Source organism: Paraburkholderia phytofirmans (assembly GCF_046028095.1).
GTDB classification, from domain to species: Bacteria; Pseudomonadota; Gammaproteobacteria; order Burkholderiales; family Burkholderiaceae; genus Paraburkholderia; species Paraburkholderia phytofirmans_A.
Window position 1 is genome coordinate 1 of the sequence record NZ_JAQQDJ010000038.1, and the last position, 1,281, is coordinate 1,281.

The window sequence follows — 1,281 nt, forward strand, 5'->3', positions numbered from 1 at the left end:
GTGTATAGACCGGAGACATGGGTAACAGGTGTGCGGGGACATGGGTAACACATGATCCGCTCATTCCTGCTGGTTCAGGTTGATGGTTCCAAAACGGTGATGCGCAAAAAACAGGTCGTAGCAGTTCTCTTCACCGACGCGCTCGCGGATCGCCACGGGCAGGTTCTGCAGTGCATTCGATACCTTGAATCGCCGGTTCCTGAAGCGTAGTTCACCGTTCCACTTCACGCGCTGCACGTGGTCGTTTGCGCCGTAGTCGATCGGCGGCAGGATCTCGGGGTAGGCGCGCGGACTCGGTCGATAGCGCGTGCCCGGGGTCGCCATATCCAGCGCCTGATGCGGGCGTTGATGGTTGTAGACCGGGCGCCACTCATCGAACGCCTGCTGGGCGCTGGGCAGGTCCCTGAAATGGCGCCCGGCGATCACCTCGGCCTTCAGCGTGCGGTGAAACCGCTCCTCCTTGCCGTTGGTCTGCGGATGCGCCACGCGGCTGTGCGACAGTCGCACGCCCAGCCGGATGAGCCAGATGGCCAGTTCGGTCAGCTGGCCCGGCTGGCTGGGGCTGCCCCACGGCGAACCGTTGTCCGCGTTGATGCGCAGCGGCAGCCCGTAGCGGCGGAACGTGCGCTCCAGATGATGCTGCACGATCCGGGTGTCGGTGCCGATGCAGGCATCGAGTGTCACGTTGTAGCGCGAATGATCGTCCAGCATGGTCAGTGGCGAACAGTGCCGTCCGTCCTGCAGGTCGAACCAGCCCTTGAAATCCATCTGCCAGAGATCGTTGGGCTGCGCATGCTCGAAGCGCTGCCAGGCCGTGGCGGCGTCGGAAGCGGCCGGGTCGATCAGCCCGTGGCGGTGCAGGATATCCGTCACAGTGCTGGGAGCGGGCACGTCCGTGTGACCCAGATCGCACAGACGTCGGCTGATCTTGCGTCCACCCCAGGCCGGATGCGCCCGCCGCAGTTCGACCACCCGCTGCTCGACCGACGGTGTCGTGCGTGCCGGACTCTGCTGGGGTCGTCGCGAATGATCCGTCAGCGCGGTGGCGCCACCCTGCGCGTGGCGATCGAGCCACTTGTAGCCGGTCTTCGGACTGATGCCAAAGCGCCGGCACAGTTCACGACGGTTGGCGCCTTCCTGCGAGGCCAGCTGAACGAACTCCAGACGCAGATTCATGGTGTCTCTCGGGTTCCAGGGCATAACCGGCTCCAGGCGATTCGCTCGCCCAGAGTGTTACCCATGTCCCCGCACACCTGTTACCCATGTCTCCGGTCCATACAC

Annotated in this window: 1 protein-coding gene; it reads right to left on the reverse strand. The window is 64.3% G+C overall.

Translation table 11 applies throughout. The features are described 5' to 3' along the window. Positions 1-60 precede the first annotated feature (60 nt). Positions 61-1,200 (reverse strand): IS481 family transposase, encoded by a 1,140-nt coding sequence (locus PQR54_RS38815; protein WP_408255432.1) that lies wholly within the window; start codon positions 1,198-1,200, stop codon positions 61-63. Positions 1,201-1,281: the final 81 nt, after the last annotated feature.